The organism is Bacillus sp. FSL R9-9492, from assembly GCF_038007365.1.
GTDB lineage: Bacteria > Bacillota > Bacilli > Bacillales > Bacillaceae_G > Bacillus_A > Bacillus_A mycoides.
Genome location: NZ_JBBOXC010000001.1, coordinates 3,468,948 through 3,493,542, shown reverse-complemented (window position 1 = coordinate 3,493,542; position 24,595 = coordinate 3,468,948). Strand labels below are relative to the sequence as shown.

General features: G+C 34.4%; 19 protein-coding genes and 5 pseudogenes. 19 read left to right on the top strand and 5 right to left on the bottom strand.

Features of this window, described 5'->3' with window-relative positions; genetic code table 11:
• Nucleotides 1-492 precede the first annotated feature (492 nt).
• Nucleotides 493-629, top strand: a pseudogene (locus MKY70_RS17760) (L-serine ammonia-lyase, iron-sulfur-dependent, subunit alpha); the annotation flags it as partial.
• Between the two features lie 147 nt (nt 630-776).
• The gene (locus tag MKY70_RS17755) at nt 777-2,096 is read left to right on the top strand and encodes an aromatic amino acid transport family protein (RefSeq protein WP_002014103.1); all 1,320 of its coding nucleotides are present in this window, start codon (nt 777-779) and stop codon (nt 2,094-2,096) included.
• 280 nt (nt 2,097-2,376) lie between these two features.
• On the opposite strand, the gene MKY70_RS17750 is transcribed toward MKY70_RS17755, so the two are convergent.
• A complete protein-coding gene (locus MKY70_RS17750) occupies nt 2,377-3,339 on the bottom strand; it encodes a helix-turn-helix transcriptional regulator (RefSeq protein WP_016105538.1) in 963 nt (320 codons plus the stop codon).
• A gap of 110 nt (nt 3,340-3,449) precedes the next feature.
• On the opposite strand from MKY70_RS17750, the gene MKY70_RS17745 reads away from it, so the two are divergent.
• The 3 genes from MKY70_RS17745 to MKY70_RS17735 all read left to right on the top strand — a co-directional run bounded on the left by MKY70_RS17745 (nt 3,450) and on the right by MKY70_RS17735 (nt 4,848).
• The gene (locus MKY70_RS17745) at nt 3,450-3,929 is read left to right on the top strand and encodes a GyrI-like domain-containing protein (protein WP_044438798.1); all 480 of its coding nucleotides are present in this window, start codon (nt 3,450-3,452) and stop codon (nt 3,927-3,929) included.
• Nucleotides 3,916-4,425, top strand: a complete 510-nt coding sequence (locus tag MKY70_RS17740) for a phage tail protein (protein WP_078176688.1) — start codon at nt 3,916-3,918, stop codon at nt 4,423-4,425. Before MKY70_RS17745 ends, MKY70_RS17740 begins: the two co-directional genes overlap by 14 nt.
• A gap of 165 nt (nt 4,426-4,590) precedes the next feature.
• Entirely contained in the window at nt 4,591-4,848 is a 258-nt protein-coding gene (locus MKY70_RS17735) for a DUF3963 domain-containing protein (RefSeq protein WP_033709324.1), read from the top strand.
• A 98-nt stretch (nt 4,849-4,946) separates the two neighbouring features.
• Here MKY70_RS17735 and MKY70_RS17730 read toward each other — a convergent pair whose 3' ends face one another.
• Entirely contained in the window at nt 4,947-5,171 is a 225-nt protein-coding gene (locus MKY70_RS17730; protein WP_002190252.1) for a hypothetical protein, read from the bottom strand.
• A 479-nt stretch (nt 5,172-5,650) separates the two neighbouring features.
• The gene (locus MKY70_RS17725; protein WP_061675664.1) at nt 5,651-6,409 is read right to left on the bottom strand and encodes an NAD-dependent epimerase/dehydratase family protein; all 759 of its coding nucleotides are present in this window, start codon (nt 6,407-6,409) and stop codon (nt 5,651-5,653) included.
• A 142-nt stretch (nt 6,410-6,551) separates the two neighbouring features.
• On the opposite strand from MKY70_RS17725, the gene MKY70_RS17720 reads away from it, so the two are divergent.
• The 8 genes and pseudogenes from MKY70_RS17720 (at nt 6,552) to MKY70_RS17685 (ending at nt 13,930) form a co-directional block, all read left to right on the top strand.
• Complete coding sequence (locus tag MKY70_RS17720) at nt 6,552-7,439, top strand: LysR substrate-binding domain-containing protein (protein ID WP_002142572.1); 888 nt, start codon at nt 6,552-6,554, stop codon at nt 7,437-7,439.
• A 147-nt stretch (nt 7,440-7,586) separates the two neighbouring features.
• Nucleotides 7,587-7,830, top strand: a pseudogene (locus MKY70_RS17715) (GNAT family N-acetyltransferase); the annotation flags it as partial.
• A 386-nt stretch (nt 7,831-8,216) separates the two neighbouring features.
• Nucleotides 8,217-8,891 (top strand): response regulator transcription factor, encoded by a 675-nt coding sequence (locus MKY70_RS17710; protein WP_001142154.1) that lies wholly within the window; start codon nt 8,217-8,219, stop codon nt 8,889-8,891.
• Entirely contained in the window at nt 8,888-10,255 is a 1,368-nt protein-coding gene (locus tag MKY70_RS17705; protein WP_088032320.1) for a sensor histidine kinase, read from the top strand. The genes MKY70_RS17710 and MKY70_RS17705 overlap by 4 nt, the downstream gene beginning before the upstream one ends.
• 182 nt (nt 10,256-10,437) lie before the next feature.
• A complete protein-coding gene (locus MKY70_RS17700) occupies nt 10,438-11,418 on the top strand; it encodes an alpha/beta hydrolase (RefSeq protein WP_088032318.1) in 981 nt (326 codons plus the stop codon).
• A 293-nt stretch (nt 11,419-11,711) separates the two neighbouring features.
• Nucleotides 11,712-11,807: pseudogene (locus MKY70_RS17695) on the top strand (YjcZ family sporulation protein); the annotation flags it as partial.
• 511 nt (nt 11,808-12,318) lie between these two features.
• Nucleotides 12,319-12,768, top strand: a pseudogene (locus tag MKY70_RS17690) (lysostaphin resistance A-like protein); the annotation flags it as partial.
• Between the two features lie 454 nt (nt 12,769-13,222).
• A pseudogene (locus MKY70_RS17685) lies at nt 13,223-13,930 on the top strand (IS6 family transposase).
• Between the two features lie 243 nt (nt 13,931-14,173).
• Here MKY70_RS17685 and MKY70_RS17680 read toward each other — a convergent pair.
• Nucleotides 14,174-14,476 carry a hypothetical protein gene (locus tag MKY70_RS17680; protein WP_341074542.1) on the bottom strand — a complete coding sequence of 101 codons (303 nt, stop codon included), beginning with the start codon at nt 14,474-14,476 and terminating at the stop codon, nt 14,174-14,176.
• A 413-nt stretch (nt 14,477-14,889) separates the two neighbouring features.
• On the opposite strand from MKY70_RS17680, the gene MKY70_RS17675 reads away from it, so the two are divergent.
• The 6 genes from MKY70_RS17675 to MKY70_RS17650 all read left to right on the top strand — a co-directional run bounded on the left by MKY70_RS17675 (nt 14,890) and on the right by MKY70_RS17650 (nt 21,848).
• Nucleotides 14,890-16,104 carry an IS110 family transposase gene (locus MKY70_RS17675; RefSeq protein WP_002148946.1) on the top strand — a complete coding sequence of 405 codons (1,215 nt, stop codon included), beginning with the start codon at nt 14,890-14,892 and terminating at the stop codon, nt 16,102-16,104.
• Between the two features lie 665 nt (nt 16,105-16,769).
• Complete coding sequence (locus MKY70_RS17670; RefSeq protein WP_107888341.1) at nt 16,770-17,198, top strand: GNAT family N-acetyltransferase; 429 nt, start codon at nt 16,770-16,772, stop codon at nt 17,196-17,198.
• 140 nt (nt 17,199-17,338) lie between these two features.
• A complete protein-coding gene (locus MKY70_RS17665; protein WP_341025396.1) occupies nt 17,339-18,769 on the top strand; it encodes an IS4 family transposase in 1,431 nt (476 codons plus the stop codon).
• A gap of 329 nt (nt 18,770-19,098) precedes the next feature.
• On the top strand, nt 19,099-19,629 hold the full coding sequence (locus MKY70_RS17660; protein WP_002190245.1) for an RNA polymerase sigma factor SigX: 531 nt from the start codon (nt 19,099-19,101) through the stop codon (nt 19,627-19,629).
• Nucleotides 19,630-19,632: 3 nt separating this feature from the next.
• Nucleotides 19,633-20,610: a DUF4179 domain-containing protein gene (locus tag MKY70_RS17655; RefSeq protein WP_088032131.1), complete on the top strand. Its 978-nt coding sequence runs from the start codon at nt 19,633-19,635 to the stop codon at nt 20,608-20,610.
• Nucleotides 20,611-21,410: 800 nt separating this feature from the next.
• Entirely contained in the window at nt 21,411-21,848 is a 438-nt protein-coding gene (locus MKY70_RS17650; RefSeq protein WP_002066317.1) for an NUDIX hydrolase, read from the top strand.
• A gap of 780 nt (nt 21,849-22,628) precedes the next feature.
• On the opposite strand, the gene MKY70_RS17645 is transcribed toward MKY70_RS17650, so the two are convergent.
• On the bottom strand, nt 22,629-23,261 hold the full coding sequence (locus tag MKY70_RS17645) for a lysozyme family protein (RefSeq protein ID WP_002035240.1): 633 nt from the start codon (nt 23,259-23,261) through the stop codon (nt 22,629-22,631).
• Between the last annotated feature and the right edge of the window lie 1,334 nt (nt 23,262-24,595).

Here is a 24,595-nt window from a genome sequence, read left to right as displayed (position 1 = left end):
TTATTCTTTTGAAAGGCGTAACATGTCAATCATTATAGAAGATGTGGTGGCTCCTTGGCAAAGAAGTTCTTTTTTTCTGAAAAATGAATATTAATTCGATATTAGTTATAATTATTCAGTTAGATGATTTTATGTTTTCTTAATTTATTCCTTTATATCTATAGTGATTATTTATTATAACAGTTTTTACGTCTAAAATAAGATATTTCAGCAAAGGGGAATATAACTATCTTTATAGTGAGTTCCCAATATAATTAACGTGTTAACAAAAATGATATCTGTATTATTTTCCCCTTTTTGCTAACTAATACAGCTTCAAACAATGGACACAATTGCTACATAGCAATTGTAATTTATTATCTATTCATAATTCTGTTTATTCTGTCTTTCTAAAAATAAAAAAATATTAGACTCGTAAATATAAACGTTATAATGAGGGCGTCGAGAGGTAACCGATTACCTACGGAGAAAATATCAAACATTTTTAAATTGGACAGACTGAAACGATTAATTGCAGAAAGGTGTGTGACCAGAGGGGGAATTTCTTCAAAATAGTTTAGTAGCAGCGGACATCGTATTAGCTGGTGTAAACAATATCATCAATGCTGACGAAGTATAGGGTTGGAGGATAAATGCCTCGCACATTAAGAGAGACAGCTTTAGGTGGAATCGTTTACAATATGGTGCATCAAGTAAGCGGTTCATTTTTTAAGAATGGTCTATATTCTTAAGCCTAAAAAGAGACGTAAGAATAGGATACAAGGGGGATTTATTATATGAATGGGAATACTGCAAAAAAAATAGAATTTCAAGCTGAAAATACTGCAGTGAAAAATGAGAAATATCTAGATCCTAAAAAGTGGCATAAACAAGATACTACCTGGGCATTGAGCCTTTTTGGAACAGCAATTGGAGCAGGGGTGCTCTTTTTACCGATTAATGCAGGTTCAGGTGGTTTATTATCATTACTACTAATTACATTGCTTGCATATCCAGTTATGTATTACTCACATAGGGCACTTGCTAAAATGATTTACACTTCTAATTCTGCTGATGAGGGGATTACAGGCACAATAAGAGAGTATTTCGGAAATAAGGCAAGTATCATTTTTAACATCGTATATTTCGGCTCAATTTATACAATCGTATTGATGTATTCGGTTGCGCTTACAAATACCGCAAGTAGTTTTATCGTGCATCAATTGCACATGCCGGAGCCTCCAAGGGCCATTTTATCTCTTGTATTAGTGCTCGGCCTTATTGCTATACTAAATTTTGGTCAAGATATTACTGTGAAAATCATGAGTATGCTCGTATATCCTTTCATAGCTTCTCTACTTTTCATCGCAATATCTTTAATTCCACAGTGGAATACGTCAATGCTTAGCTTTTCAAGTGTTTCTACTGCTTCAACAGGAACAGGATATTTTGGAACGATATTAATGATTCTACCAATCATCGTATTCTCATTTAATCATTCACCTATGATTTCATCATTTGTTGTGAAACAGAAGGCTACGTATGGAATAGAAGCTACTGATGCTAAATGTGCACAAATACAAAAAGTTTGTTATATCATGACATTCGTTGTAGTTATGTTCTTCGTTTGGAGTAGTACACTGAGTTTGACTCCAGAGGATTTAAAAATGGCAAAAGAGCAAAACTTATCAATCCTTTCATATCTTGCTAATGAGCTTAATTCGCCTGTAATCACTATTGCAGCTCCAATCATTGCTTTTGTGGCTATAACTAAGTCTTTCCTTGGCCATTATATAGGAGCATTTGAGGTAATGCGTGACATGATTATTAAGTTCGGTAAAACACGTGGAAAAGTTATTGAAGAAAAAACAATTAAGACAATGATCCTTACTTTTGTTGTATTAACATGCTGGTTTGTCGCTTATACAAATCCAAGTATTCTTGGAATTATTGATTCTCTGAGCGGTCCATTAGTTGCTGCTATCTTATGTCTATTACCGATGTATGCGATTAGTAAAGTACCAGTACTAGCTAAATACAAAGGGAAAATGAGCAATGTATTTGTTATTGTTGTAGGTGTCCTTACTGTTTTAGCAAGTATTAAGTCATTATTCTAAGTCACTATTGTTGGTTTTAGTTCAAAAATAGTGGAATATGAAAAAAGAATGAAAGATCTTATGGATAAGATAAATCCACACTCGAATTTTAACGAAGGTTAAACTCTAATATAAAAAGACATGAACAAAGATTAGTTCATGTCTTTTTTTGTGTTGGCGTTATTCTTAGAAGAGCGTTTAAAGTAGCGGTAGCGAATAAAATGTTTTTACTAGGTATTTAAATAGGGGTAACTGGCATCTAGTCAAACTCAATATTGTTTTGGGTTTAACTGGCCACTGCTTATGGGCAGTATAAACATAATCTCTCTTTTAAACCTTCTAACACTTCTTCAGGAACTTCCCTGATTTTGATATCTTTACCTAGGAAAAGTAGCCAATTTGTTATTTCTATCAATTCATCGAGATTGTTAACATTGATAAAAGTTTTTAGAATGGCTGTGGATTGGTAAGGATTTGTATAGGAAATAGAAATTTTTATAGGATGGTATTTTTTGAACTGGGTAATCGCTTTTGGACCAAGTTCAAGTACAAGGTTGATTGCTTCGTCCTTCTTACTTAGTTTTTCTGAAATTTTTTTCTTACTTAATCTATTTTTCGTCGTATAGGGTTCGACATTAATGAGATGATCGACAAGAAACATCTTCTTTTTTTCTTCTTTTATATCAAAGCCTTCAATTATCCAATGGCTTTTTTCTTGATAAAGGTGTAGTAGATAAATTGGATAAGACTTGGTTTCCTCCTCTTCTTTTACGGTAATCAATAAATGGCTATCCAAAAGAAGGATTTGGATGAGTTTTTCTAACATAGGATGGGGGAGGTCGGAAAGCTCAAGTAGGTCAGGATTATGAGGGTTAGTCCCTTCAAAAAGCAAGATTTGATTTAAAAGAACAAGGTCATCCTGCTGGATTTCTGAGATGAGTCCTAGTAATTTTTCGGCTAAAGACTGACGACTCTTTAGATAGGGAAGTTGTTGATTTCTTGTGGCCATAAAGGCAATAAAAAGAGCTTTGACCTCATTATCAGTAAAGCGAACAACGGGCAGGATAGAGTTATGCATGACAAAATATCCTCCATCCCTGCCAACTTCAGCGACGAGCGGCATCCCCATGGCTTCAATTTCTCTAATGTCTCTAATAGCTGTCGATCGTGAGATGTTAAATTCTCGTATGATTTCAGAAATTGTAAAGTGGGAGCGGTTATTAATGTACCGCATGATCGTATTAATCCGTTCAACTTTTTTCATGTTGGTCTCCTAAACAGTATCATTTTTTGACATGATTTAAAGATATTATAAACTCATCAAGTGAAAAGATAAATCGTTTGATTAATTTAAAAGTGAGGAAGGTTTTAAATATGAAAAATTATACAATAGAAGAAAAAGATAGCTTTATCGTGTTAGGTATTGGAACTGAACTTAAGAGCCACTATACAGACTTTGCGGGCATAAACAAGGAAAAGGCAGACTTTTGGCTGGCCGTCGAACAAGATGGAAGGTTGGACACTTTAAAAGCTTTAGCTACAAATGATTACATTTTTTCTGTGAGTGAAGCGGTGAATAACAAGATGATGTATTATGCTGGTGTCATGACAGAGGCAACGATACAAGAAGAATCTAGAGTTATCCAGTTTCCGAGGGGAGAATACCTAGTAGTTAAAGGTGAAGGCAATACAGCTGAGGAGCTAAGTAATAAGCTTACTGGTATTGCATTTGGTCAAGCATTAGCAGAAGTAAAAGATTTTGCCTATGTTGGTGGGCCAAATACAACAGTTGAGATGGGGCAGCGAAACGGCTCAGTATTTGGTGAAATATGGATTCCAGTTGTTAGGAAGTAAAGTATTAAAAGGAGAGATGGAATTGTCCGATATCGTTGATTTTAAAAACGTAACTACAGCTGGCATGGAGTCTTCACCTGTAGCAGAAGCACTTGCTGGTTTACGTGCCCATGAAGCACGTTACTTTATGAATAAATACAAGCATGAATTTACGGTTGTACCAGCTAGTGAAAGCGAGAAGACTCTTGATTATGTGAACCGCATTTTGAAAGAAGAACGTGATATTGAGTTTGCGGCAAAACCTTTAGAAACATCGTGTTTTCAAGTGGAAAATATTAAATTTGCATATGTCTTCTATGAGGATGGTCTTGCAGTCAACGTCATGTATACGTTGGATAACCCAAAGAAGCGGGCTGTTGGATTTAAGCTTTCTGAGGGAATGGAGATACCAACGGAGTTGGTAGAGAAGTTTAAGTTTGCTAGACAGAAGTCTAAACTTGCTGGAACAATTCGAGGTTCGTTTTTTGTAATTAAAGGAGAATATATTGCAAGTTGAAGAATCAGTCATTTGTTGTATTGAGTTATTCTTTTAAAAGGCGCGATTAAGGCTAACAATCTTGAATTGTTAGCCTTTTTTACATAAGTATAATATTCATAGTCTGCTACACACTATGTTCAGATAAAATAAAACGAAAGGAAATTACTGTAGAGTGGTGGTGGCGTGAGCAAAAAAAGGCTATTTGAGTTATTCTTAGTAACTTTTGCTTTACTATTCCTTCATGTAAGCACATTTACTAATGAAAAATTGAATGATAAATTTGGTAACTTTACCTTCTTTGTTGTATTTCTCATGTTTTATATCAACGTTGCATTTATAAAGCGGTATTTTGATGATATACAAAAGTGGATTCGAAATATCACATTTCTTCTTGCCCTGTTAGTAGTAACTTTAATATCACTATGGATAGGTTACTTTTAAAGCCTTGTGATTAAGGAAATTTTGTTTTGTTATCTTTCCTTAACAACAAACAAGACGCCAACCGGATCATGGTAGCGCCTACGATAAGTACTATTGGTTTAATCATTAACAAGTATATCTGGACCCTTTTTCAACATATACGAGAAACCCGAAATAAATACGATACTAAATATAATAATGGAAGACCACATATTAAAATGAAATTCTTTACCTACAACTAAATAGTAGATGTTATGGACCAAGAAATTAGCACCTATGATAATCCCACCTAACATTGAACTAATTACAAGACTGAGTAAATAAAATTTGAGCTTCTGAAACATTTCCTCTCTACTCCTTTTCTAAAATCAACTTTATTCAGGATGTTTTAGAAAATTATACCATTTATTTTTCTGATATTCTTAAATCTATAATATATTTAAGGTTATTTTAAGAGAAGAAGAATTGCCTACCAAAATGTCCATTTCGAGGTTTCACCAATATGCCCATCAAGCTAATGAAACTAGTATCCCAAAAACAAAAAATGTATATTTTTATCTGGAGATGCCAATTTTCTCGTTTTGGGGATACTATAAAATTTTAGGTTGATAGCCATGTGGTGCTACCCCATTATGTTGAAAAGGAAAAGAACATCTGTGGAACTAGTGGTGACAATAGAGTTGTTCCACAAATGAGGCAGAAGAATAGTGTGCTCTATCTGATAAAATTGGGATATTATGATTATAGAAACTGCAGTTATTGAAAATAGAACAAATAAAAGCTAAATAACAATAATATAATCTCTTTTCTAGATATGCCTTTATCAAGAATCAAAGAACTTAATACCACTTAGTACAAAAGCATCAGAACTTGGGCTATAACCAACTAACTTTCTTGTTCCTTCAATATCAATTCGTTTAAACCTGTTGTTAGATACACCATGTAAAATTGAAAATGGAGGTAAGTTCTTTGCCGTCATCGACTTTAAGAGAAGGTCCATAAAATCTTCTGGGCTTAAGTATGCACTCATATCTCTAGCTGTTAGTGGTTTACCATATGGATTATAATCATCATATGCACCTATACGAATAGCAAGACTTTGTAACCCTTCTTCATAAGCAAAGTAAGAAGCAACAGCCTCTGCGAAACACTTACTTACCCCGTACATATTTTTGGGTCTCGTGGGTGAATAAGCATGTGGTTGATAATCCAAAGGATAGCCTTCAATTGTTTGAGCACTGGAAGCAACTATCACTTTGGATACATTATTATCACTAGCAGCTCTAAAAATATTATAGGTTCCCTTTATATGATTTTCTAATAAGGAGCCATAAAAATCAGCATTTGGCGAAGGATTACCTGCCAAGTGTATAACTATATCTATACCTTTCGTAAATTCTTGACAAGCAGCTAAATCAGAAACATCTAAATATACGATTTCATGATTTGTATCTTTAAAAGTTTCTAAAGCAGATAAGTTAATATCTGCTAGTCGTAACTGGTAATTCCCTTGCTTATCTAGGAATCTTGTAACATCTTGGCCAATCTTACCTGCAGCACCTGTAACTAAAATTTTTTGCATTTCACTTCATCCTTCCATAAAAAATACATCCCTTGTCAAGGGTCATATAATAGAGCATGCACTTATTGTATGTTGGTAATGGCATTAAATAAAACGAAGAAATATAATGGAGACATGAATAAAATTCATGAGGAGGACCATAGTGACTTTAACAAAATATGAAATATTTAACAAAGTGGCAGAACTCAATAGTTTTACAAAAGCTGCAGAAGTGTTAGGTTTCACCCAATCTGCTGTAAGTCATGCAATTAGCAGTTTGGAAAAAGAGTTTTCCTTTCCTTTATTTATTCGTAATCACTCTACTTTAACATTGACCAAAAATGCAGAGGAGCTTTTAATTACCGTTCGGAAAATTTTATACTATAACAACATGCTGAAGCAGGAAGTAGCCGCTATCAATGGGTTCCAAAAAGGAACAGTAAGAGTGGGGGTTTTTTCGAGTATTTCTAAAAACTGGATTCCTGGTATTCTTAAAAAAATGGAGGAAAAGTTTCCAAATATTGAAATCGAATTACTGGAAGGAAACTATGCTGAGGTTGAGAATTGGTTACAAAACGGGAGATTAGATTGTGGATTTATTAATAATGATACTTACTTTGAATCATTTGAAAAATCCTTTGAAATCGTACAATTGAAGAGGGATCGACTTTTATGTGTTGTATCTAACCAATCCCCATTATGTAAGGAAAACCAAGTATCAATGCAACAAATAGAAAATGTACCTTTTATTATGCCAACATATCAGTGTTATGATGATATTCAAAAAATATTTAGGGAGAATAAAGTTAGCCCCAATATTCGATTCGAAAATATGAATGAATACTCAGTGATCTCCATGGTGGAGAATAATCTAGGAATTAGTATATTGCCAGAAATGATTATACCGACATCAAAAATTTCTTTTGCAGCCATTCCACTTGAAAGTGATAGCTATCGAACTATTGGATTAGCTATAAGAAAACCAACCTCACTCGCGACTAAGAAATTTTCTGAGATTACTAAAAGGTGGGTATCATTTGAATCAATTTAATTTTGTCAAAATCTGAGTTATTTAAACTGATATGGTTCTTCTTGAACGGAGCAGATTAATTCAATAAGCAATGAGAAAAAGTTATATATTATGTGTCGATGTAGAACTATAATATACAAAAATCAGGAGGTGATTATATAGTGATATATAAATTGTACGACAGAACACCCTAATAACTTTGACTAATTACTAAACCTATATGAATCTTTATGATGGAATTCACTTAAATTAACAAGTAATGATTTGGAACGAATGTGCAATCAAAGTTGATACGCCATACACATTTGATGAAAAATAATTAGTGAGTATGGGACGTGTTATTTCAGATGATGTAATTACTGGAGTAGTTTGGGGAATATGCGTTCTATCAATCTATCTGTCCGAAGGAATCGCCGCCATGTACAAATCGCGCTGGGCAATTGAATCATTTTTCCGCTGGATTTAGCTGAATTTGAACGTTCCCGTATTGTTTGGCACAACATCCAATGCGTTGTTCAATCAGTTATTCACAGCTATAATTGCCTATGCTTTGCTGAAATTTCTTCGTGCACAAGGCCAAAAGACAAAATAAACGCTTGTCATTTGCAGGTTTCACATGCCTGTTTCTTTGTGAAGCCTTGTCAATTGAGTGGCAAATTAGTTTGAAAGAAACACTTGAATTCTACAGGTCGATAAATCAAGAAACTGTATTACTTTGGTTAATCAACATACGTGTTAATTTATAGTATAATGATTGCTTGAAATAATGCGGTGGAAAACAGGGGAAAGAGGGAACCGATGCCTACTATACTAGTTGCTGACGACGATGCGAACATTCGCGAACTCGTCTGTTTATTTCTACGCAACGACGGATTCGCAACAGCTGAAGCAGCGGACGGCAAGGAAGCACTGGCCGTCTACATCTCAACGAATGTCGATCTTGTCGTACTTGACATTATGATGCCGATTATGGATGGTTGGACGTTAAGCAAGGAGCTCCGAAGAGCCAATCCTGATCTACCTTTACTTATGCTGACTGCGAGAGGAGAAACATGGGAGAAAGTGAAAGGTTTCGAACTTGGGACGGACGATTATTTAACCAAACCATTCGATCCGTTAGAGTTGACGGTTCGTGTTAGGGCACTACTCAAACGATACAAGATTGGCTCCACGCAGACGATCCATTTAGGGAACGTCATCCTTGATCGACAGACCTATAAGGTGATGAAAGGGACGGAGTCGCTTACGTTGCCGCTAAAGGAGTTCGAATTGCTGTATAAGCTCGCTGGAACACCTGGACAAGTCTATACGCGCGTGCAGTTGATCGATCAGATTTGGGGTATCGATTACGCCGGAGATGATCGAACGGTAGACGTACATATTAAACGGCTGCGTGAACGGTTCGCGACAACACCCGATTTTCGGATCGAAACGGTGCGCGGGCTTGGGTATCGGCTTGAGGTTTATGAATGATCAGATCCTTATATATACGTGTTGTCCTGACATTTTTAGTCTCCATCATCGGAGGCACGATCATTTCTTTTTTTGTGTCAACTTGGATATTCGAAGATAAATTGAACGAAAACGCTCAAATCAACTCACGTAACTTTGGCCAAGACATCGTCCGGATTTACAAGACCTTTCCGTTACGTGAAGCGGACTTGTTCGTAAGTGAAATGAAGCAGCTCGATTCTTATTATATTCGAATTTACGAAGCAACGGGTCAGTTCAAGTCTTACGGTAAACTTCACGGACACAAACCTGCGCCTGTGACGATGGAGCAACTAAAGAAAGTATTAGATGGAGGTGTTGTTCAGGACACTCCTAATGGTATTGCCACGGTCCTCTTAGGGTTGCCGTTGAAAACGGAAATGGGAACGAAAGCGATATTTTTGGAAGCGCTCGCCCCTCCTTCAGCCTCTTTTGTCACAAAGTGGGCATTGGTCTTTGCAACATGTTCGTTGATTGCAGGAAGCTTATTGATTCTAGTTGCCTCTGTATTCCTGGTAAGACCGATAAAAAAGCTGACAAAAGCGACCAGGCGGATAGCATCTGGAGATTTCAACGTCAAGTTGAATATTAAGCAAACGAGTGAGCTGGGTACTTTGGCTCGCAGCTTCGAAGAAATGATGCACGATCTGCAGCAACTCGAGCAGATGCGCAGGGAATTCGTAACGAACGTGTCGCACGAGGTTCAGTCTCCGCTCACTTCGATATCCGGTTATGCTCTAGTGCTTAAGCAAGTTGACCTTTCAGAATACGAACGAAGCCGTTATCTTGATATTATCATCGCTGAAGCGAAAAGGATGTCCAAAATGAGCGATAACCTGCTAAAGCTGAGTTTTCTTGAATCGCAGTCAAAGCAACTGCGGCTCGTCACGCTCAGCCTCGATGAACAAATCCGACGGATAATCGTGGCGCTCCAGCCACAATGGTCTGCTCGCGATATACATTTCGAGCTTGATTTACAGACAGTTAAAGTAACGGCTGATCATGACCTGTTAAATCAGGTATGGACGAATATCCTCAGAAATAGCATCAAATTTTCCGAGGATGCCGGCGTGATTAACGTAAGCATCAAACAAGATATCAAAAACGTGACAATCCTAATATCCGACACTGGTATTGGTATTCACCTTGACGACCAGAAGCGTATATTCGAGCGTTTTTTTAAGGCCGATCGTTCCCACAGTCGTAAGTATGACGGAAGTGGTATGGGACTCGCTATCGTTAAACAGATCGTGTCGCTTCATCAAGGTGACATCCGAGTGAAAAGTGAACTTGGTCAAGGAACGACCTTCATTGTCACCTTGCCAATCACTACACCAACAGATTAGTTAGATTCATTCTCTATGCTACGACTCATATGCAAGCTTACTTGCATATAGAGCCGTAGCATTTTTTTGGGCAGTTCATATTCAGTTCATATTGTCGTCATGGTGAGTACATCTTCATTGGTTAAGTTTTCATTACAGGCACATGAAGGAAGGCAAACAGATCAGGACAGGAGAAGATGACAGTGACACAACAAGAGGAAAAGAAAACGCTGAGTGGAATGAAAATAAAGAAAGTGCGAAACATCTTACTTAAAACCATAGGAGCAATCGTTCTAGCCATTGTACTTTTTTTAGGTATTGTTTATATCGTAAATGTGATAAGTAGTCATTCGGAGCAAAAACGAATAGTGCCCTACGGGCAGCACGTATCTGTAGACGGGAAAAACATGAATGTGTTAATTCAAGGCGAGGGCGAGGAAACGATCGTGCTCCTGCCTGGTTATGGAACAGCTACTCCAGGGCTTGATTTTAAGCTTCTTATCGATGAATTATCTCCATTTTACAAAGTTGTTGCGGTAGAGCCTTTCGGTTATGGATTAAGTGATGAAACTGTAAAAGAGCGAACCACGGAGAATATGGTAAGTGAAGTTCATGAAGCTCTACAGCAGCTTAATATTAACAGATACATGCTCATGGGCCACTCCATTACAGGCATTTATGGAATTGATTATGTGAACAAATATCCAAACGAGGTGACTGCATTTGTCGGAATCGATAGCAGTGTTGCAACACAACCGGGTATGGATATCAATTTCCCATTAAAAACGTTTGCATATCTCAAAAAATCAGGTCTCTTAAGATTGGCTATGAAAATCAGTGCTGACCCCTATGCTGGACTGGCATTTGATGAAAAAACCGTAGAGCAAATGAAAATGATTTCGAATAAAAACATGTATAATGAAACAACCTTGAATGAGATGGACCATATTTCGTCTAATTTTAAAGGTGCTCAAGGTTTAATCTTCCCTAAATATCTTCCACTTCTTCTCTTTGTACAAGCGAATAATGAAGATGTAGCAGGATGGATACCTCTGCATGAAGGGCAGATCAAAGACTCGGTACATGGAAAAGTAGTAACCATGGATGGATCACATTATTTACACCATACCAAATTCAAAGAAATCGCTGAAAACGTTAGACTATTTATGAAAGAAGTAAAGTAAGTGTTCAGAGAAAGGTTCATTCGTTATTTTATGCATTTGTCTACAGTCTGCAAGATCATCATTTCGATGGTCTTTTTTATGTCCAAACAGTTGTATATTTCCAAACCAAGATTATACTTTCGCCTGAAAGACATTGGGTTTCATTTTCATATTAACTAACGAGGCAGGTGTGCGGCCGAGCCTAGGTCGCATCATATAACGGGTGGGATTCCCGTCGATTAAGAACTAGCCATTCGCTCGTAGCGAGTCTTGGAGGGCTAAAGGTAACTTTAGTCTTTAAGCGTAGACAGTTAGGTGGCGGATTTGCTTTACTGATCGTTCTATTCATCCTGTTAAACATTATAGGATGTAGTTGTTGGGGCGGCGGTAGCGGCGGATTCGGTTACTAAAAAAAGGGGCACTCATAAGAGTGTCTTTTTTCTCAATATAAGAACTCTAAGAATATGATATTATTTTAATGCAAATTCCCGTTTGTGCAATGAGATAGTAATGCCCAACAAAAAACCCACCTATTTCCGTAGGTGGGCCTTATCTTTATTACACAATATCAAAGTATACTCTCTTTTTCTCGTAAATTTTATGTAATTATACATATTTGTAAAAATTACATAAAATAAATATTACATGTAGTAAAATATAAATTGTGGACACGTTCTATAAAGCTGATTCTCCGATTAGAAGGCGTAACACATCTCAACCATATAGGTGTGGTGTGGCGTTGCTTTAATCTAGCCAAACAAACGATCTCGATTCTCTTGTATTTGTACACTAACAATCTGTTGAAAATAAATGATTCTGTTTTATAGGACGTGTTTACTTAATGTCCAATACATATTATTAAATTAAAGTGGTTCAAGTCGGAGGAAGGCACCTTAGGGTGTCTTTTCTTTATGGGGTCTCACCACATCGGTATCTGACTTATTTTTTATGTTTATCATGCGATTTTTTGTTGTTGCATTTATTGAGGAAATCTTTTTTCGGGGATTTATGCTCAAAATGTTGTTTTCAAAGGGGATAAAAAAATCAGTTTTGATTTCAAGTTTTTTGTTTGGTATCACCCATTTATTACAACTAATTGGTGGGCAGTCTATTGAAGATACCATTTTACAAATCATATATGCATTTTTAGTTGGACTTGTTCTGTCCTTACTTATCGTAAATAAGCAATCAATTATTATCACCATTACTTTCCACACTTTTAATAATTTCTTTAATTTTATGGGGAATGTTCAAGCCTCGTCGCTTTTTGCATATATTATTATTGTAATTTTATTCTTCTACACCATATATTTATGGAAACGTGCTAATAAAAAAGAGTGTATTCGACAGGAAATAAATATAGCAGTTTGAGTTGTGATATTACCTTTTCAGTATAGAGGGCAGCCTGGTACCACAATATTACCTTTAAAGGGGCTTGCTGCATGCTCATCAACTTAAGAGATTAATTATTCCCCTAAAATGAAAAAATACGGTATTCTTTCTGTAGAATCATAGGAAAGGATGGCGTTTTTTTCATTCTAGGGGGCATTTCTTTTTTATTAGCTTGATAGCGATGTGGCGGTACCCCATCGCCATCAACTTAAGCATTTAGGCTATTTTTAAAGTTAAAAGCACGTTACTATTCTTTTATATTAACGAGAAAGAGTGACGTACTTTTTATGCATAATTTCAGTGTACACAATGACATTATTTTTTGCACCAGAACCAAAATAGGTTCTGGTGCAAAAACTCTAAAGCTCTTGCCAGTAATCTCCTAAACTTGGACATACTGATAGTATTACTCTAAAAAAGGTGTGTGATCGGTATGGAAAAGAGAAATTTGTTCAAATGGAAGCATTATCAGCCGGAACTAATCTTATTAACAGTAAGGTGGTACCTAAGGTACAATTTGAGCTTCCGTAACCTGGTGGAAATGATGGAGGAAAGAGGATTATCCATTGCTCACACAACGATTATGCGCTGGGTTCATCAATATGGACCTCAACTAGAAGAGAAAGTACGACATCATCTAAAATCAACAAATGATTCATGGAGAGTCGATGAAACCTATATTAAAGTAAAAGGGCAATGGATGTATTTATATCGTGCCGTTGATTCAGAAGGGAATACCATTGATTTTTATCTAAGTAAATCAAGAGATAAACAAGCCGCCAAGTGTTTTTTCAAGAAAGCCCTGACTTTTTCGTACGTTTCTAAACCTCGCGTGATAACAATAGATAAGAACCCTGCCTATCCTGTAGCAATTTAAGCGTTGAAAGAAGAAAAACATATGCCTGAAGGCATAAAGCTAAGACAAGTTAGATATCTCAATAATATAGTGGAACAAGATCATCGTTTTATTAAGAAACGTGTGCATCCTATGTTGGGGTTTAAGTCATTTAAAACTGCAACTTCTATATTGAGTGGTGTTGAAGCCATGCATATGATTAAAAAAGAACAGATTGATTTACGGGACCAGTCTGTCCAAAATCAGAAAGAATTCATCCATCAATTGTTTGGGCTAACAGCATAAAATACAATTCCGCTCGAAATATATGCGCTATATTCTCTTTTATTTTATCTTTGCACCAGAACCCAAAAAATAACCGTAGATAGTAGCACGAACACTGTTCTTGTTATAATTAATTTTTTTCAGAACGTCTATAATCCTCTTTTAAAAAATATATGTAAATATAATAAAAAACGAATGATTAATAGAAATATTCTACGCCACTCGTTTTTTATCGGACTTCTTTTTACTGTACTTTTATTTTCTTTATGAGTTATTAGAAAAATAATTGTCTATATAAGTCTTTATTTTTTCAAAATCCTTTTCCATAAATAAGATTGCTGGTACTTCAATTATTGGAAGATTATTTTCATTATCAAAAGGTGGACATGGTTTGGGAACTACCAAATAGTCAATTGAGTTTTTATCCCTAATATAATTAATTGAAACATCATAATACTTAGAAAAATATCCCTTCAAATCATCCTGATTCCTTAAAAATGGTAGAGAAAATATTGAACCATAATTTATACCAGCGTCGACAATTAATACAAAGCATATTTTTTTCATGATACACCCTCCTCGTATAATAAGTTTTAAGTTAATAACTGTTCCTTGAAAATTAAATAGTTTTTATCTTCAAGAGCTACATCAAAAAAATGATGTATGGGTAAAATTTAGTCTTGGATAATGGGGGATTTTCCCAGATAATGGAAGTATGGAAATGGATCCATCGGGAATATGCTTACTCCTCCTGTAGTTCGACCACGTTAAAAGACTGTGACCCAGACCAAAATGCACTGCATACGCACAAGCTGTATCGGTTTCCTTCACTTACCTCTCATAGTGGTGGGAGGGCAGCTTAGGTGAAGGCAATCATTGAATACTCATACGCGAGGTTGTGGCTATGTTTTGGACTCTAGGGAGATCCCACAGTATCCAAGCTCATTCCAAATACTATTCAAAGAAAGGAGGTCCTTTCTTTGAGATTATTCGTAGCTATTGATGTAAGCTCTGAAAAACTTGATGTATGTTTTCTTGACAGTCATGACACTGTTTTGAAAGAAATTTGTCTTTCAAACGATGTGAATGGTGCCAACGCCATTAAGGAGGATGTTCTCCATTTTCACCAGTTGTACAACTATGAAAAAATTGTCATTGGCATGGAATCTACTTCCGTCTATAGTTTCCATCCTTCCATGTTCCTAACGGAAGATAAGGATTTGAGGGCTTTAGACGTGGAAGTGGTCGTACAAAATCCAAAAGCCATCCATCGGTATAAAAAACTCTTTGAAGAAGATAAGACCGATAAAATAGATGCTTTCCGTATTGCCGATTTTTTACGAATCGGGCGGTATAATAAGTTTCTTATCAAGGAGGAAAAATACGTTGCCCTTCAACGTTTAACACGATCTAGATATCAACTCGTTCACCAGCAAACAGAATGTAAGCAACACTTTCTGGAGAACCTTTACTACAAATGTAATACGTTATCGAAAGAGTTAAATACCTCTGTTTTTGGTGCGACGATGATGGAAATACTCTCAGATTCCCTTTCGTTGGATGAAATCGCAGAAATGGATCTAGAAGCACTCGCTACTCTTCTTCAGAAAAAGGGGAAAGGACGCTTTAGCGACCCGGAAGATTTAGCGAAAACCATCAAGAAAGCCATACGTGACTCCTACCGACTAGGTAAGGTCGTTCAAGACTCTGTGGACGTTGTATTAGCCACTTATGCACGATTGATTCAAACATTGAAAAAACAAATCAAAGAGATAGAAAAAAGCATTACTGCTTTATTCGAAGCCATTCCAGAAGCGAGATATTTAACAAGTGTTCCAGGCATTGGAGTCGTATACGCCGCGGGAATCATTGCGGAAGTTGGACAAATTGAACGCTTTGAGAACGAAGCACAATTGGCCAAATACACCGGTCTTTACTGGAAAAAATCGCAATCTGGAAACTTTGAATCGGAACGAACACCCATGACACGAACGGGAAACCAGTATCTTCGTTATTACATGGTTGAAGCTGCCAACTCTGTACAACTTCGTGAAGCTACTTACCGTGCTTATTATTTAAAGAAATATGATGAAGTTCCGAAATACAAACATAAAAGAGCCCTTGTCTTAACAGCGAGAAAACTAGTGCGTCTGGTGGATGTGCTACTACGCAACCACCAACTCTACATGCCATAAAGGAGCGTGTAAATCAAGAGCTAACTACTGCTTTTGATATCCTTTCAAGGCGGCTTTAGGGATATGAACAAACATTCATGTTTCCCACCTAAAAATACGAACTAACGTTCTGCGTATTCCTAAGGTTTAGTTTCCTGCGCTCTTTTTTAGAAATTCTTCTCTAGTTTTTATCAATCATATACTTGACTTAATACCACAAGTCTTATTTAACTTTATGTAACCGTTACAATTTATATTGTAACAATAAATTTGCGAAAAAAACATTGAGTTTAAGATAATTTATTTAAAAAATATAGCTTATGGGGTAGCGTCACATCGCTATCAAGCTAAAAAAACAAAATACCCCCTAAAATGAAAAAATACTGTAAAGTGATAATAAAGTTATTAAACTTAGATATAAAAAATACAAGAAATTTGCTACATTGTATCGTAATAAAGCTCCTTAAAGTTGTTTAATTTCTATCCTTTTAAAGGTATTTGTACTCAAAAATCAATAATAAAGTTATTGACTAAATAATAAATATTTAATATTGTAATTCATTTGAATAAATGTTTATTTGGAGGTTTTATTAATGAACATTTTAAGTTCGTGGCTATATAACATGAAAATCATAAAATACTTATTGGGAAGGAGTTGATAATTTAAAACTAAAGGAGAGATATTCATGATATATAGAAAAGCAAATCAAAAAGATTATGATACAATTTTGAATATATGGGAAGAGTCGGTTTTAGCTACTCATCACTTTTTAAGAGATACCGATAGAGAAGAGTTTAAAAAAGAAATACCCTCATATTTCCCACATCTTAATGTCCAGTTATGGTATGAGAAAGAGGATTTAATTGGCTTTTCTGCTATAAATAAACAACACTTAGAAATGTTATTTTTAAAACCTAATAAAATAGGTAAAGGATACGGTAAAGCTATTATTAATTCTTTAATTAATGACTTTGATATTACATCCGTTGATGTAAATAAAGACAATAAGAGTGCAACTAAATTCTATATTAATAATGGCTTTTTTATAGTAAATGAAACGGAAACAGATTCTTCTGGACGTCCATACCCTATATTAGAGCTAAAGTTAAAATAAGGTAAAGGTGGAAATCCTCCCTTATCTTTGATAATTGCACTAAACTGCGCGTTAGTCCAATAAGAATTAAAGAACTTTATTGTAACTTAACAAATACGCTATTCTTTCTGTAGAATCATAGGAAAGGATGGCGTTTTTGTATGTCTATTTCTGTATCTGATGAATTACAGCTATTTGCTCAAGAGATTCAAAGCTTTTTATCTCCAGATGTTTTACGAGACCTTGCTAGAGATGTTGGTTTTGTACAACGAACCAGTAAATACCAGGCAAAAGATTTAGTTGCTTTATGTATATGGATGAGTCAAAATATCGCTACAACCTCTTTAGTTCAATTATCTAGCTGTTTAGAAGCATCCACAGAAGTACTCATCAGTCCCGAAGGACTGAACCAACGGTTTAATACATCAGCCGTTCAGTTTTTACAACATATATTGACTAACCTTCTAAATAAAAAATTAACTTCATCTACGCGAATTTCTTCTCCATACACCTCTGTTTTCAAACGTATTCGTATTTTAGATTCAACTGCATTTCAGCTTCCAGATATATTTTCACCCATTTATCCTGGAGCGGGAGGATGTAGCCATACTGCTGGGATGAAAATTCAACTTGAATATGACCTGTTAAGCGGACAATTCCTACATATCCATACAGGTCCAGGTAAGCAACATGATCGAACCTACGGTTCTCTATGTGTCCCAACTGTGACAGCAAATGATTTATGTATCCGAGATCTCGGGTATTTTCATTTGAAAGATCTTCAACATATACAAGATAAAAAGGCTTATTATATCTCTCGTATCAAGTCAAATACACGTATTTATCAAAAAAATCCCACCCCTGATTATTTTCGAGATGGAAGAATAAAAAAAGGTACGGAATATATACAGATAGATATGGAGGTCTTAATGAACTCTCTTCAGCCAGGACAAACATGTGAAATCTCCGATGCTTATGTAGGAGTGAATGATAAAGTACCAACTCGTGTGATTGTTCATCGACTAACAAAAGAACAACAACAAAAACGATTACAAGATCAAACTGTAAGAGAAAAAAAGAAAGGAATGAAGTATTCTGATCGTAGTAAACGACTTAGTGGTATCAATGTATATATGACAAATACCCCTATAGATCTTGTCCCGATGGGACAAGTACATGATTGGTATTCTTTACGTTGGCAAATCGAGATTTTATTTAAAACGTGGAAATCATTCTTTCATATTCATCATTGTAAAAAGATAAAACGAGAACGCTTGGAATGCCATTTGTATGGACAACTGATTGCCATTCTACTTTGTTCTTCTACTATGTTTCAAATGCGGCAATTACTTCTTATGAAAAAGAAACGAGAACTGAGTGAATATAAGGCCATATATATGATTAAAGATTACTTTCTTCTTCTTTTCCAAGCTATACAGAAAGACACCCAAGAGCTATCAAAGATTCTACTTCGCCTGTTCAAACTCCTACAGCAAAACGGGCGGAAATCTCATCGGTATGAGAAGAAAACAGTCTTTGATATATTAGGTGTCGTTTACAATTGTACCCTGTCTGATGATCAAGCGGCCTAATTCAAAAAATGAAACCCGATAGGGTTTATTTCGCATGCAAATCTTTAAATTCCCTACACTTGGCCTTTAAAAAAAAAGAAACAACCTCTACTATAATTGAAGTTGTATTTTCTTAGCTTGATAGCGATGTGGCGGTACCCCATTAATAGAAAACTACTGCAAGAGTTATAGTTTTATGTTTTCATTTCCCTTTTGGCATTTATCTTTTAATCAGATGAATGCTTTTTTTAGTACATAATAAAAAAATAACCAGAAAAACTGTCACAAAATCCGTTTTTCTGGTTTCTCTATAATACAGGCATCAAATTGAAAGTGAGGTTTAAACTAACATGTTAACCATAGAAAATGAAGAAAGTCATGCTTCTGATATACCTTTTGAAGATTTATTTAAGCAGTACTATGCTTATGCTGTGAAGCAGATTATATGGATTGTTAAAGATCAATCTATCGCTGAAGAGTTAGCACAAGAAGTGTTTTTACAATTATATCGTAGCGACTGGAAAGTAATTGAAAACATACCTGGATGGTTGATTAAATCTTCTACTTATGTAGCTTATAACCATTTGCGATCTGAAAAAAGGCAACAAGCGAAGATTGATAAAGAAATACAATACCATGAAGTACAAAATGTTTCATCATTAGACGATGATTGGATAAGAAAAGAAGAAATTACAAAGGTACAAACGATACTAAATAAAATGAATGATCGAGAACGAACCCTTTTACTAATGAAATTCTCTGGTTTTCAATATAAAGAAATTGCAGAAATACTTCAAATTGAAATATCTTCTATTGGAACATTATTGGTCCGAGCCAAAATGAAATTTCGCAAGATTTATAAACAAATGGAGGAGGCATAACAAATGAAATGTTATGATATCGGATTTATTCAAACATATATTGATGGAGAACTTTCTCATGATATAAGAAAGGAATTCACAAAGCACCTAGATACATGTGAAGCATGCCAAGATTTATTAGTAGAAATTAGTAAATTAAATCAATGGGAAAACGTAATGCTAGATGAAGAATCTGCAAGTTCACCACAAGAAATCAAAATTGATATAGAACAAGCATGGAAAACATTTGAAAGTCGTTCCAAGCTAGACAATGTTTCTAATATAAATCACAAAAAACAACAGAAGAAGGGACTCTTTACAAACATGAGTAAAAAATCAAAACGTTTCATGTATACAGCAGTAGCTGCAGCAGCACTGTTCACAACAGCAATGATTCCACAAGTACAAGTAGCGGCTACAAATGTTGCCTCATATTTTTCTGATGCAATTACAAATGATAAAGTTGTAAATGAAGGAATACAAGATGAAAATGATGTCACACAAGATATGATGAAGAATGGTAAATATATTCCTATTGATGAAAAAATTACAGATCAAGGTATTACTGTACATTTCAAAGAATTATATATCGCAGATTCACGTATATCAGTTCATTATAGAATGGAAAAAGCTGACGGAAGTTTAGTACCATTTGAATTTGATACATCAGGATTAGAGCTCGAAAGTGATGGTAAAATTAATGGGCAACAAGAGGAAAACCCTGAGATTAAACATGAAGGGAGACTATCATTTATCCATGATTCAGATGACCGTCTTCCTTTTGAACTTATGGCAGCAGGTAAAAAATTAAATGATGTAGGCATTCGTGATAATGATAAACCCGAAGGTGTTGCTACATTTGTTATAGTTACTGGAGGAAAAGACGATTTTAAACAGCCCCTTACTTTAGATGTAAATATAAATAGAATTGGAAAAGTAATTGGATCTTGGAAAGGTGAAATTCAAATTGATACTTCACATCTGAAAAATAATACTAATTAAAATGAAAAAAAGAATAGAACAATATGTATCTAATGCTCAGTTTATATGTTTTCTTGTTTTCGTTACATTTATTTCTTATATAGTGTTTACTCTATCTTTTATTTGTGATTTAAGTTTATAACCTTAAATCAATCATTTAAGACCATTACAAGAAAAACCTCCCTAAAAAAGTAGGAAAATAAATAACCGGTCCCTTAACGTATAAGGAATCGGTTATTTTTTATCTAAAATGTGTCTAAACTTACAATTTTCTTTTTTGATATGGTGCCCCTATAGAGAAAGAATTTTTTCGTTTAGGGGGTACTTCAAAACCTTAACTTGATGGCGATGGGGTCCCGCCAACATAACGCGAATTTCGTACGCTAAGGAACTTTTTATTTAAAAAACTTGGTTTTCCGTACATTAAGAGTGTTCCATAAACGGTATTTGATGTTTGATATAAAACTTTGTTTTTGGTAATGAGTTTTTGAACTGAATTTTAAACATATTTCAGTCAGTTTTGATAGATATAAATAAAGTTCCTTAAACGACCGTTTTAGGGACTATTTGGACTGGTTAGTCAACATGTGATACCGCCATCATTTCGAAAAAAAACACGCTAAGCAAATTAAATAAGAAATAAGCAGGTTTTTATCACGTTAAGAGTAAACCTATTTATGAAAAATAAAATTCTTAAAAAATGGAGAGCCGATACCATAAACCTGCATTATTAATGTAGAATTTTGATGTTGGCTCTTTATTTACTAAAATAGCAAGTTAGTGAATAAATTGTTCATATTTTTTCGAGAGGAGGTTAAGCAATGAGAGCGCCGTATCAAGTATTGATATTTCCTTATATAAAAACTGATGATTCCATTCAATATGGCATTTTTAATCGAAGTGATTATGGTTATTGGCAAGGAATAGCTGGTGGTGGAGAAGATGGTGAGACTCCTATTGAATCAGCAAAACGGGAAGCGTTTGAAGAGGCTGGTATTATAAGAGAATGTCCATATATAAAACTAGATTCTGTTTCTTCACTACCAGTAGAGGATGTAGTTGGTGAATTTCTTTGGGGAGAAGATGTTTATGTAATAAAAGAATTTTCTTTTGGAGTTAAAGTTCCTACAAAAAATATTAAATTATCTAAAGAACACTTCAAGTATAAATGGTTGTGCTTTGAGGAAGCCGTAACGCTTTTAAAATGGGATAGTAACAAAACAGCTTTGTGGGAATTAAACAAAAGGCTGTTAAAATAATTTAAGTGTTAGTTAACAAAGCCGATAATAGAAATCACACATTAAACATATATTTATACGCGTTGTTACTACACGCTAAGGAATAGTAATAAAAAGATGATGCCGATAAAACTATATAAAAACCAAAAGAATCCTAAGATGGGGAATGTTTTATGAAAATTAAGCATAGTAAACCTCCTTGGATATATAAAGGATTATAATACATCGTTGGTCTATTTAGAATACTAACCATGAATTGGATGGCATTAGGCATGGTTAAACTAATAGAAATGATACATTAAACGTATTTAATGAGTCTGCTAGGTATAAAGATAATTGATAATCATACAATGATATGGAAGGGCCTTTTCTAACGTGTTAGTTACCTCAACGTATATGTATCTCTTGGCGCCTGGGCGAGGGTGCTTTTTTTATTGCACATTATAATATGGACAAGCATAATATTATGTAACAGGACGAGTTCTTCGTGTCCTATTCAATGCTCAGGATAAACCCCAATTCACATTGAGAGCACCAATAGCGAGGGTGCTCTCTTTTTATTGAATCTACATTTATTTTTATGCCTAATGAATTCGCTAAGTGGATACTATTTCATGTAAAATGGTGATTTTATTTATATTCTGGATAGATTTCTTGCGAAATATGTAACTAGAGCCGTATTTAAATTGAAATATGATACGATAGTTGTATATATACATTTAGATGGTAAGAGGGGATAAAAGTTGATGAAAAACCATATAAAAGTAAATGGAAAACTCCTTCAAACAAATATATACAATTTTAATTTTTTTGGAGGCGTTCTTCAATAAGTTTTGCTTTTTCATTCACTTTTGTTGTATATGTGAAATCACCGTAACAATATGGATATCTAAAATTTTGTTTATTTCCACCACAAGTGTATGTAGCTGGATTCTGATCAACTTTCAACTTAGAAAACTGTTTAGCTGTATCTTCCGAGTGTTGTTTAGCTTCTTGATTGGCAATAAAATCAATATAGCCTGGCCCCATATTATAGCTTTGAATAATTGTATCCATGCTAACACCTTTTTCTTCTCCATATCTATACATTTGAACAAAGTGCTTTACCCCTTGTTTAATGCTCAAGTTTATCTCTTGGATTTCATTTGGCTTTAATCCAAGTGATTCGGAAGATTGCATAGGGTCGTTGCCCTCACCCCTACTCTCGTGGTACATAATTCCTAGTAAAATTGCTGTTTTTTCTCCCAAATTATATTTTTCTAATTCTTTTTTCATGATGGGCTCATATTGCAATAAACGTTCCTCGGTAGCAAACGCTTTATTTTTTTGAGTATTGGTTTTGTCATTAAAATATAGTATCCCGATTATTGTTCCTAACCCTAAAATACTAATAAAGAATAATATAATAGTTTGTACTTTTCTCTTATTCTTCAAATATTACTCCTCCTTTTACAAGAAACCCTATTTTCAATGGTGGCTGGTTATTAAAAAAATTCAATAATTCTCTATTTCCCAGCTTTTTTAGACTCGAAAATTTTTTTCTAAATGCTAAGTTTAATAGAAAAATTTAAAGATAAGGTAAAGATAAGATAAAGATAAAATAAAGTCCATTTTTTAGGGTATCCATTATGTGTTCTAAAGGCTCCAAATTCAAGAGATATATTATCTACATAACCCATAAGAGAGAAGGAGGTAAGCAAAATATCACTTGAAACAGATATAATTCTTTCTTTATTAGATATAAAACTGTGGATGGCCCATCATTCGGAAATTAGTCGCTTAAAAATAAAAAAAAATTAAAATCAGAACCGTACCTCAATAAGTCTTCAAGTGTTAATAAAAGAAAGCTATATAAGGTGAGGGAATAAAGATTCAACACCAATGATTATCAATAATTGAAGTGCTAATGATTATAATAAAAAGAACCTTCAATAGGCTCTTTTTTATAGTTGGTAAATATGTTATCAACAATAGATGGTAATAAAGATAGAAATTTAGACACTTTTTATTAATGGGCTAAGTTTTCTTAGGAAGAAATCTATTTCTCATGACTGATCGCTAGATATAACAGGATATATCATTTATTAATTTGGGTGGGTGATTTAGCTTTTTGAGTTTACCACACTAAAATTTAAATTTTGTTTAGGGACAAAATGTTAAAGTGTTACATTCTGAATTAACAGAAAATTAAAGTGGTAAAAATCCTATTAAATCTTTTATTAGGTAGCTCATATTTCTTTGGCCTTATTTTCATGGTATTACCGAACGTTTATATGTCTCTAAGGGAAAGAAATACTTTAAGTTTTATTACCATCTAATGTTTGATTAAGATGGTAACATGAAAATAAAACGTTTACAACTAGAAAATAAAGAAAAAATATAAAAATTCGACTTTTTTCGACATTACGACTATGAGAGAAAGAATCTAAATTAAGTAAATCTTATATTTAGAGGGGATATTTACCTTATACATAACGGTTAAAACATTTGCAAATGTTTCACGAGTAATTAAAAACGTCGAATATAAAATTATATTGTGACAATTTTAAACGAACATACTTTATAATTCATACTTAGACTAATAAATTAATTACTAATAAATTAAATACGCTATATTTAATAGAGTATAATACGGAATATTTAACTTTAATATTCCATATTATATATAATTATGAATCATTTAACATATTTGTTGCGGGAAATTTTGACATAAGATATTTTAAATATTAAGCACAGAAACATTTCAAAGAAAAAGAGCTATTTTAAAA